The following is a 9,232-nucleotide window of genomic DNA, read 5'->3' as shown; positions in this document are numbered from 1 at the left end:
GCCGGATAGATGAAAGCAAGCCAAACACGCATCAAAAACAGTATTGCAGAAAAGGGGGTAACCATAGATGTAGGAGCGAGGCTTGCCCGCGAAGAGGCCACACCAGATTATCAGAGCGCAGCAAACCGCTTATCCAGATAATCAATGATCACCTTGGATTCATACATCCAGGTGGTCTGGCCATTCTCTTCGATACGCAGGCACGGCACTTTGATCCTGCCACCTTGCTCGAGCAGGGTCTGGCGATCCTGTTCACTGTTCTTCGCATCACGCAATGCCACTGGAACGTTCAGGCGGCGCAACGTGCGGCGGGTTTTCACGCAGAACGGGCACGCATGGAACTGATACAGGGTCAGGTCCTTGGCGGCTGCATCGACCTGAGCCTGAGCGGCGGCGGGGCGCTGCTTCTTGCTTGGACGGGTGATGAAATCGATGAAGATGATCAGTTGGCCGAGGCCGACACGAAGCGCTTTGACTAACACGTTGTAAGCCTCACGGGGCGAATGAAGAAAGGCGCGCAGCTTACCTGATTTTTCACGGGCGAAAAAAAACCGGCGATCAGTGCCGGTTTCTTCGTGCTGCGAGTTACTTGATCAGGCTGAGAAATTCGCTGCGGGTGGCGGCGTTTTCGCGGAACTCGCCGAGCATCACCGAGGTGATCATCGTCGAATTCTGTTTCTCCACACCGCGCATCATCATGCACATGTGCTTGGCCTCGATCACCACCGCAACGCCCAGGGCGCCGGTGACTTGCTGGACCGCATCGGCGATCTGGCGGCTGAGGTTTTCCTGGATCTGCAGGCGACGGGCGTACATATCGACGATACGCGCGACTTTTGACAGCCCTAAAACCTTGCCGCTCGGGATGTAGGCAACATGGGCCTTGCCGATGAACGGCAGCATGTGGTGCTCGCACAACGAGTAGAGCTCGATGTCCTTGACCATCACCATCTCGCTGTTGTCGGAGCTGAACAAGGCACCGTTGGTGACCTCTTCCAGTGTCTGTTCATAACCGCGGCAGAGGTACTGCATGGCTTTGGCGGCACGTTTTGGCGTGTCGAGCAGGCCCTCGCGGGAGGCGTCCTCGCCCAATTGGCCGAGGATCTCGGTGTAATTCTGTTCCAGGGACATGAAACTACCTGTGGGATTTTACGCAAAGGGCAAGGGTACGGTGACGGACTCGGCGCTGCAAGCATGAAGCGACAGCATCACTCGTCGCGACCTTCCATCATGGTGCGTTTGAGCATCACATAAACCGCTCCGGCGCCGCCGTGTTTCGGTTGGCAGGAGGTGAAGCCGAGTACCTGTGGATGCTGGCGCAGCCATGTGTTGACGTGACTTTTGATCATCGGCCGCTTGCCATCCAGGCGCACCGCTTTGCCATGGGTCACACGTACGCAGCGGATTTCGAATCTGGTTGCTTCGGCCAGAAAGGCCCACAGGGTTTCACGGGCTTTTTCCACGTTCATGCCATGCAGATCGAGGCTGCCTTCGAACGGAATCTGTCCGATCTTGAGCTTGCGCATCTGGCTTTCCTGGACACCGTCGCGGGCCCACATCAGCTCATCTTCGGGGCCCACATCAATGACAAACTGATCGGACAGCCCGTCAACGGTGGTGGCATCGGTGCGCACAGTGGCGGCTTGGCGCAGCTTGGCGATTTGCGCGCGGTCGGCCTTGGGTTTGCCGGTTTCGGCGCGATCGTGCTTGATCGGCTTGACGCCTTGGATCGCGCTTTTGAACAGGGAAAAATCGTCGTCTTGCATATCAGCCTCCGCGAAGGGTGGCCAGTTTACCCAAGTCGAAGCGAATGGGGCGCGACAAAACGTCCGGCGTTGGGCTCAGTCGTGTTTTTTCATCAGGTGCGGTGCCATGTTCAGTTCTTGCGATTGGCGCGAGCGGCGACGGCAGCGGCGCCAAAACCACACGCCGATATACAGCACGAACAGGCCGACGCCCAGAATGATCGCGGCGCCCAGCGGGCTGGCATTCAACTCGCCAAGCGCCGGTGGCCGGCCCAGTAAACTGGCCGCGCCGGCCATCGCCAGCAACACACCGCACGTTGCCAGTAAGGCAGCGAATGCTGCACCGAAGCGAAAACGCCAGTTGCTTTGGCCTTTGGGCCGCAAGCGGCGAGCGTCAAAACCATCGGATAACTTCATTCCGACCTTCCTCAATGGGTATCGGCCCTTCGACCGGAAGTTGACCGGGATGTTCCTGAGGCTAGGGCAATTACAGCAAATGACAGGCTTTTGCGGATGAGCGGCGGCATGAACCGCTCATCGAGGGTCGATCAGATCAGTTCGCGGGTCAGGGCGAGGGTGGCGAAGTTGTCCGCCATGATCGCCATCTCGGTATGCTGAACGTGCTCGGCGCTCAGGACGCCCCCCTTGTAAGGCAGGTCGCGAGTCGCGCAGGCGTCTTCAACCAATGTGCAACGAAAGCCCAGGTTCTTCGCGGCGCGCACGGTAGTACTGACGCTGGAGTGGCTCATGAAGCCGCAGACGATCAGGTCCAGTGAGCCGAGTTCCTGCAGTCGGTCATACAGTTCGGTACCATGAAACGCACTCGGCAGCAGTTTGCCGATGATAATTTCGCCCTTCTGCGGCTCAAGGCCCGGGATGAATTCACCGCGCTCGCCTTGCGGATCGAACAGCCCGCCGACGGTACCGAGATGGCGTACGTGCACGATCGGACGACCGGCTGCACGGGCAGCGGCGACCAGTTGCTTGATGTTCGCGACGGCAGCATCCATGCCGCTCAGGGCCAGGGGACCACTGAGGTATTCTTTCTGGGCATCGATGATGACAAGGGTCGCATGACCCAGATTGGCCGCTGCATAACCACGGCCGCTGAGTTGAAACATCGTTTTTGGAACGGACATTCTGGGGCTCCTTCGAGTGGGGCTTTTGCGACATTGTCCTCTGGCTGAGCGCTTCTGTGAATCGCTACCATCGTAGGCACCGCCGTTGTTGGGTCGCAGCCTTGTCAAGATACTCGTTCTGTTCAATAGCTTGCGAAAAAAATAGAAGAGTCCTACATCTGGTCCGGTGTTTTTCCTGCGTCGTCGTGGCGCCTTTTGGCTGTTAGAATCGTCAGTCGTTTTTTCTGGAGTTTGCCCCGTGATCACTTCCCGACTTCGTACCCTGCGTGACCATATCCGTTGGGCCGTCAGCCGCTTCCATGGGGAGGATCTGTTTTTCGGCCATGGGACCGACAACGCCTGGGACGAAGCCCGTCAACTGGTGCTGGGTGCGTTGCACTTGCCTTGGGAAATTGCCGACAGCTATCTGGACTGCCGTCTGGAAGACGACGAACTGGTCAACTTGCAACGCTTGCTCAAGCGCCGCATCGAAGAACGCATCCCGACCGCTTACCTGCTGGGCGAAGCCTGGTTCTGTGGCATGTCGTTCATTGTCGACGAACGCGTACTGATCCCGCGTTCGCCCATTGGCGAACTGATCGAAAAGCGTTTCGAACCGTGGCTCGGCGCCGAACCTGCGCGCATTCTCGACTTGTGCACCGGTTCCGGCTGCATCGGCATCGCCTGTGCCTACGAATTCCAGAATGCCGAAGTGGTCCTGGCTGACCTGTCGTTCGAAGCGCTGGAAGTGGCGAACCAGAACATCGAGCGTCATGGTGTCGATGAGCGCGTGTTCACCGTTCAGGGCGACGCTTTCGATGGCTTGCCAGGACAACGTTTTGACCTGATCGTGTCGAACCCGCCTTACGTCGATGCGGAAGATTTCGCCGACATGCCGGATGAGTATCAGCACGAGCCGGAGCTGGGCCTGGCCTGTGGCGACGACGGTTTGAACCTGGTGCGCCGCATGCTCGCCGAAGCGGCGGATCATCTGACCGAAAAGGGATTGCTGATTGTCGAGGTGGGTAACAGCCAAGTTCACGTCGAGGCGCTGTACCCGGAAGTCGACTTCGCCTGGCTGGAGTTCGAGCGCGGCGGGCATGGAGTGTTCATGCTGACAGCGCAGCAGTGCCGCGATCATCAGGCGTTGTTCGCGTCCCGCGTCTGACTCTAGAGCCTTCGCGGGCAAGCCTCGCTCCTACGGGGTCTGTGTCGTATCCAAATGATGTGGCACACACAAAACCTGTGGGAGCGTGGTTTGCCCGCGATGGCCGCACCGCGGTCTCAAACCTTCAGCGGTGCGTAGCAATCCAGATCAACAACCCCGCCTGAAACACCGCAAACGCCACCAGACACGTAATGGTAAAACGCAGCCCGGCGTCTTCGCGTTTGTACTTGCTGACTTTTTCTTCGTGCTTCTTCAGTTTGACTTCTTGTTCAGCCAGGTTCTGCTCGGCTTGCTGGAGCATCTGCGCGGCTTCGAGGATTTCTACCTGCTGCAGCTTTTCGCTGTTCCAGTCGCCGAGCAAATCCCCCACCCGCACCTCTTTAACGCTGCCCTTCAAATGCTGGGCGTCGGCGTAGACCACGTCAAAACCGTGCACCCGCAGAAAGTGATCGCGACGCAGGCGAGTGTCTTCGTTCAGCGCATCCTTGTTGTTCAGGTCAGTGCCGTCGACGGTATAAGCGGGCCATCTCTTTTTCGCCCACGTAATGCCCTGAGCAGCCATATAGCGCCCGATACCACGGTTCATCGGCTCGATCTGCAAGCCGCTTTCCGGGCCGAAATGCACGCGTTTGGCAGCGTGATCAACCCAGACATCCAGATGATTCTGTTCTTTGCGCACCCGCTGGCCTGGCAACTTGATGGCCATGCGCAGAAGGCTGTGTTCCTTGCTATTGCGTTCGGCGTAACCGAATTCGACAAAGCGCAACGGCCGTCCACCGGTGTTGCGGTCGGTTTGCAGCGGCGCCAGGCGGAGCATTTTGTGGTGCTCGACGTGGACGTCCGCCCACGGCAGCTCGACCGCTGGCGGTGCGTCTTTTTCAGCGGTGGTGTCGGGTGAAGTCTGGGTATCAGTCATAACGGCGAGATCCTGTCCAAGCCCTGCTTGCCGCCAGCCAGTGGGCTGGCGACAAAGGCTTATCGGCCGTTTTTTTCAGGACTGGAGGGTTAACTGGCGCCAAGTCCGTCAATAAACTCGAGGATTCGCGCACCGAGTTCGGCTGCCAGGGGTAATTGCGGATCTTTATAGGAGGCCAATTGCCGCTTCACGTCGTTGGGCACGATGCGCATCACGTGGTTCATGCCTTCGATCAGCGCCAGTTCGGCATCTGGTTTGGCGGCCTTTAGCGCCTTGGCGTCACCCACGCCGACCTGAATGTCGTTGCTGCCCTGGATGATCAGCGCAGGCATTTTCAGTTTGGCGAAGGCCGCTGCCGGGTCCTGGCGGAACAGCGAAATCAGATACGGCTGCACGCTGGGACGGAAAATCACCTGCAATGGCGGCGGTACGTTGTCGTCGGTGCGGCCGGCCTTGAGGCTGTCGAGCAATTCATTGCTGCGCAGCATCAACGGTGGCGGCAGGCGATTGCTCAACTGCTGGCGCAGTACCTGATCGATCGGCCGGGCGCTGCCAGACATGGAAATCACCGCCGCGGCGTCAACGTTTGGCGCCGCGAGGCTGGCGATCAACGCCCCTTCGCTGTGGCCGAGCAAAATCAGTTTGCCAAAGCGCGGGTCGGTTTTAAGTTTCTGGCCCCAGGCCACGGCGTCGGCCACATAGGCTTCCACCGACAGATTGCGTTCGTCCGGCGTGGCCGCGAGGCTCGCCGCCACGCCGCGCTTGTCGTAACGCACGCTGGCGATGTTGTGTTTGGCCAGCACCCAGGCCAGCCGTTTGAGGCTGTCATTGCGGCCGCCGTCAGGGTTGTTTCCGTCACGATCCGTAGGACCGGAGCCGGAAATGATCAGGACAACCGGCACTGGCGTGTCGGATTTGGGCAGCAACAGCGAGCCGAAAAGCTCGCCGCTGCCCGTGTCCAGTGTGATGGGACGTTGTAAAACAGTGGCCTGGGCCACATAGGGGAGCAGGCCGGTAAACAAGGTAAGGCTCAAGGCTAGAACTCGCAGCATCATCACGCCATCATCGACAAGGTGCCGGTTGGACTCGCAGGCAGCCATAAGGTTCGAGGATGAACTAGTCGGGTAGCCTGCGTATACTGGCGCGCATTACGTATTTTGGTTTCGATTTCACGGAGCGTCCCGCATGTCCGGCAATACCTACGGCAAGCTGTTCACTGTCACCACCGCGGGCGAAAGCCATGGCCCGGCGTTGGTCGCCATTGTCGATGGCTGCCCGCCGGGCCTGGAGATTTCCCTTGAGGACCTGCAGCGCGACCTGGACCGGCGCAAGCCCGGCACCAGCCGCCACACCACCCAGCGCCAGGAAGCCGACGAAGTCGAAATCCTCTCTGGCGTGTTCGAAGGCCGCACCACCGGTTGCGCCATCGGCCTGTTGATCCGCAACACCGACCAGAAGTCCAAGGACTATTCGGCGATCAAGGATCTGTTCCGACCGGCCCACGCCGACTACACCTACCACCACAAATACGGCGAGCGCGATTACCGCGGCGGCGGTCGCAGTTCGGCCCGTGAAACCGCCATGCGCGTGGCGGCGGGGGCGATTGCGAAAAAGTACCTGGCCACCCAAGGCATCGTCATTCGTGGCTACATGAGCCAGCTTGGCCCGATCGAAATCCCGTTCAAGACCTGGGATTCGGTGGAAGAAAACGCCTTCTTCAGCCCCGATCCGGACAAAGTGCCGCAGCTGGAAGCTTATATGGACCAGTTGCGTCGCGACCAGGATTCAGTCGGCGCGAAAATCACCGTGGTCGCCGAAGGCGTGATGCCGGGCCTCGGCGAGCCGATCTTCGACCGCCTCGACGCCGAACTGGCCCACGCGTTGATGAGCATCAACGCGGTCAAAGGTGTTGAGATCGGCGCCGGGTTTGCCAGCATCGCCCAGCGCGGCACCGAGCACCGTGATGAAATGACCCCGGAAGGTTTCCTCAGCAACAATGCGGGCGGCATTCTGGGTGGCATCTCGTCCGGTCAGCCAATCGTTGCACACTTGGCGCTTAAGCCGACATCGAGCATCACCACGCCCGGCCGCTCCATCGACATCCATGGCAACCCGGTTGAGGTCATCACCAAGGGCCGTCACGACCCGTGTGTCGGCATCCGCGCCACGCCAATCGCCGAAGCGATGATGGCCATCGTATTGATGGATCACCTGCTGCGTCACCGCGGGCAGAACGTCGATGTGCGGGTGAGCACTCCGGTGCTGGGTCAGCTTTAATGGCTGACCTTATGGTCGCCGGGATCTGACGACGTTGGCGGCGCTCCCGTACTGGCGGCTTTCCAGTTTCTATCTGTTCTATTTCGCCTTGCTCGGTTCGACAGCGCCATTCCTGGCGCTGTACTTCGATCACCTGGGGTTTTCCAGTGCGCGCATTGGCGAACTGGTGGCGATCCCGATGCTGATGCGCTGCGTGGCGCCGAATATCTGGGGCTGGCTCGGTGACTACACCGGGCGACGGCTGGCCATCGTGCGGTTCGGCGCGGTCTGTACCTTGCTGACCTTCTCGCTGATTTTCGTCAGTAAAAGCTACGCGTGGCTGGCGATGGTCATGGCCCTGCATGCGTTCTTCTGGCACGCGGTACTGCCGCAATTCGAAGTCATCACCCTGGCGCACTTGAACGGCCAAACGTCTCGCTACAGTCAGATTCGCCTGTGGGGTTCCATCGGTTTCATCATCACTGTGGTCGCCCTCGGTCGGATGTTCGAATGGCTCAGCCTGGACATCTATCCGCTGGCACTGGTGCTGATCATGGCCGGGATCGTGGTCAGCAGTTTATGGGTGCCCAATGCGCAACCGATTCAGAGTGAACGGCTGGTGGGTGAGGGGTTCCTGCAGCAATTGCGCAATCCTGGAGTGTTGGCGTTCTACGGTTGCGTGGCGCTGATGCAGATGAGCCATGGGCCGTATTACACCTTTGTGACCCTGCACCTTGAGCAACTCGGTTACAGTCGTGGGCTGATCGGCATGCTTTGGGCGGTCGGCGTGGTTGCCGAAGTCTTGATGTTTCTGGCCATGAGCAAGATCCTTGCGCGCTTCTCGGTGCGCCGGGTGCTGCTGGCGAGTTTCCTGCTGGCGGCGTTGCGTTGGTTGTTGCTCGGTTCGTTTGCCGAATTCCTCTGGGTGTTGCTGTTCGCCCAAGTGCTGCACGCCGCCACCTTCGGCAGCTTTCATGCGGCTGCCATCCAATTCGTGCAACGCAGCTTCGGCGCGCGTCAGCAAGGCCAGGGCCAGGCGTTGTATGCCGCGCTGGCCGGCACCGGCGGCGCATTGGGCGCGTTGTATTCCGGTTACAGCTGGAACGCACTCGGCGCCACATTGACCTTCAGTATCGCCAGTCTCGCAGCCTTCGCCGCTGCCGTTATCATTGCCACACGTATGCAAGAGGACCGGCCATGAACCTGACCTGCGAATATCTCGCCCGAGAAAATCGAGACGGAGCGCGCGCATGAGCGACGCCCTGTGACCGATCGAGGCCTTTGAATTTTTGTTCGAGTGCGAGTTGAAGACGCGCTCACTCTCGAACCATAAAGCATGAACCGTTAAGGAGTTGCCCAGAATGAGCAGCCTGTCCGTTTATCACGTCTCCAGCCCAGAACTGCCGAACAAAGTTCTGACCCACCTCGAGGACATCGCCTCGACCCTGGCCGAACAGGGCGTGCGCTTCGACCGTTGGCACGCCGTGGCGAAAATCCAGCCCGGCGCCGGCCCGGAAGAAGTGATCGCCGCGTATCAAGAAAACATCGACAAACTGATGACCGAGCGCGGTTATCTCTGCGTCGATGTCGTCAGCTTGAACAGCGATCACCCGCAAAAAGCCGAGTTACGCGCCAAGTACCTTGATGAACACCGCTACGCTGAAGACGAGGTACGATTTTTCGTCGCTGGCCGTGGTTTGTTCTCCCTGCACATCGGCGATTACGTTTACGCCGTGCTCTGCGAGAAAAACGACCTGATCGTGGTGCCAGCCGGTACGCCGCACTGGTTCGACATGGGCGAGCACCCGCATTTCGTCACCATCCGTCTGTTCAACAACCCCGAAGGCGCAGTGGCTGACTTCACCGGCGATGACATCGCCAGACGTTTCCCGCGTCTGGAGGACTGAGTAGAGGCCGATCGCCTGTAAACCACACAACCTAATGAAATGGCTACCCCCGCCTCCCCCCCTGTGATCGCCCACTAAGCTTTCACCGGGGGCTCATCGGAGATCATTGCCATGAACAACGT

Annotated in this window: 11 protein-coding genes and 1 pseudogene; 5 read left to right on the top strand and 7 right to left on the bottom strand. The window is 59.4% G+C overall.

The window, feature by feature from the left end; all coding sequences use genetic code 11:
• Window positions 1–110: 110 nt before the first annotated feature.
• The 5 genes from FHW68_RS27005 to FHW68_RS26985 all read right to left on the bottom strand — a co-directional run bounded on the left by FHW68_RS27005 (window position 111) and on the right by FHW68_RS26985 (window position 2,884).
• Window positions 111–482: a glutathione S-transferase N-terminal domain-containing protein gene (locus tag FHW68_RS27005; RefSeq protein ID WP_183683961.1), complete on the bottom strand. Its 372-nt coding sequence runs from the start codon at window positions 480–482 to the stop codon at window positions 111–113.
• 103 nt (window positions 483–585) lie between these two features.
• Window positions 586–1,131 (bottom strand): GTP cyclohydrolase I FolE, encoded by a 546-nt coding sequence (gene folE / locus FHW68_RS27000; protein ID WP_183683959.1) that lies wholly within the window; start codon window positions 1,129–1,131, stop codon window positions 586–588.
• Between the two features lie 77 nt (window positions 1,132–1,208).
• Window positions 1,209–1,766, bottom strand: coding sequence for a Smr/MutS family protein (locus FHW68_RS26995; protein WP_183683957.1), 558 nt, complete (start codon window positions 1,764–1,766; stop codon window positions 1,209–1,211).
• Window positions 1,767–1,841: 75 nt separating this feature from the next.
• On the bottom strand, window positions 1,842–2,162 hold the full coding sequence (locus FHW68_RS26990) for a hypothetical protein (protein WP_095633772.1): 321 nt from the start codon (window positions 2,160–2,162) through the stop codon (window positions 1,842–1,844).
• A 131-nt stretch (window positions 2,163–2,293) separates the two neighbouring features.
• Window positions 2,294–2,884, bottom strand: coding sequence for a cysteine hydrolase family protein (locus tag FHW68_RS26985; RefSeq protein WP_095633773.1), 591 nt, complete (start codon window positions 2,882–2,884; stop codon window positions 2,294–2,296).
• Between the two features lie 238 nt (window positions 2,885–3,122).
• Here FHW68_RS26985 and prmB point away from each other — a divergent pair, with 238 nt between their 5' ends.
• Complete coding sequence (prmB, locus tag FHW68_RS26980; protein ID WP_095633774.1) at window positions 3,123–4,031, top strand: 50S ribosomal protein L3 N(5)-glutamine methyltransferase; 909 nt, start codon at window positions 3,123–3,125, stop codon at window positions 4,029–4,031.
• Window positions 4,032–4,155: 124 nt separating this feature from the next.
• Here prmB and FHW68_RS26975 read toward each other — a convergent pair whose 3' ends face one another.
• Entirely contained in the window at window positions 4,156–4,947 is a 792-nt protein-coding gene (locus FHW68_RS26975; RefSeq protein WP_095633775.1) for a hypothetical protein, read from the bottom strand.
• A gap of 89 nt (window positions 4,948–5,036) precedes the next feature.
• A complete protein-coding gene (locus FHW68_RS26970; RefSeq protein WP_095633776.1) occupies window positions 5,037–6,047 on the bottom strand; it encodes an alpha/beta hydrolase in 1,011 nt (336 codons plus the stop codon).
• 85 nt (window positions 6,048–6,132) lie between these two features.
• Between FHW68_RS26970 and aroC the strand changes: the two genes are divergently transcribed.
• The 4 genes and pseudogenes from aroC (at window position 6,133) to FHW68_RS26955 (ending at window position 9,110) form a co-directional block, all read left to right on the top strand.
• Window positions 6,133–7,224 carry a chorismate synthase gene (gene aroC / locus FHW68_RS26965; RefSeq protein WP_183683955.1) on the top strand — a complete coding sequence of 364 codons (1,092 nt, stop codon included), beginning with the start codon at window positions 6,133–6,135 and terminating at the stop codon, window positions 7,222–7,224.
• 34 nt (window positions 7,225–7,258) lie between these two features.
• Window positions 7,259–8,404, top strand: coding sequence for an MFS transporter (locus FHW68_RS26960; RefSeq protein WP_095633778.1), 1,146 nt, complete (start codon window positions 7,259–7,261; stop codon window positions 8,402–8,404).
• Between the two features lie 43 nt (window positions 8,405–8,447).
• Window positions 8,448–8,543, top strand: a pseudogene (locus tag FHW68_RS27390) (hypothetical protein); the annotation flags it as partial.
• A 21-nt stretch (window positions 8,544–8,564) separates the two neighbouring features.
• Window positions 8,565–9,110, top strand: coding sequence for an acireductone dioxygenase (locus tag FHW68_RS26955; protein WP_183683953.1), 546 nt, complete (start codon window positions 8,565–8,567; stop codon window positions 9,108–9,110).
• Window positions 9,111–9,232: the final 122 nt, after the last annotated feature.

The sequence above is a fragment of the Pseudomonas sp. Tn43 genome (assembly GCF_014192635.1).
Classification (GTDB): Bacteria; Pseudomonadota; Gammaproteobacteria; order Pseudomonadales; family Pseudomonadaceae; genus Aquipseudomonas.
Note: the sequence above shows the minus strand (reverse complement) of the source record. Positions and strands in the feature narration are given on the sequence as shown.

Excerpts from the sequence above, each read along its gene's own strand:
- aroC (WP_183683955.1), top strand. The coding sequence starts at position 6,133 with ATGTCCGGCAATACCTACGGCAAGCTGTTCACTGTCACCACCGCGGGC.
- FHW68_RS26985 (WP_095633773.1), bottom strand. The coding sequence starts at position 2,884 with ATGTCCGTTCCAAAAACGATGTTTCAACTCAGCGGCCGTGGTTATGCA.
- FHW68_RS26995 (WP_183683957.1), bottom strand. The coding sequence starts at position 1,766 with ATGCAAGACGACGATTTTTCCCTGTTCAAAAGCGCGATCCAAGGCGTC.
- FHW68_RS26990 (WP_095633772.1), bottom strand. The coding sequence starts at position 2,162 with ATGAAGTTATCCGATGGTTTTGACGCTCGCCGCTTGCGGCCCAAAGGC.
- FHW68_RS26970 (WP_095633776.1), bottom strand. The coding sequence starts at position 6,047 with ATGGCTGCCTGCGAGTCCAACCGGCACCTTGTCGATGATGGCGTGATG.
- folE (WP_183683959.1), bottom strand. The coding sequence starts at position 1,131 with ATGTCCCTGGAACAGAATTACACCGAGATCCTCGGCCAATTGGGCGAG.
- FHW68_RS26955 (WP_183683953.1), top strand. The coding sequence starts at position 8,565 with ATGAGCAGCCTGTCCGTTTATCACGTCTCCAGCCCAGAACTGCCGAAC.
- FHW68_RS26975 (WP_095633775.1), bottom strand. The coding sequence starts at position 4,947 with ATGACTGATACCCAGACTTCACCCGACACCACCGCTGAAAAAGACGCA.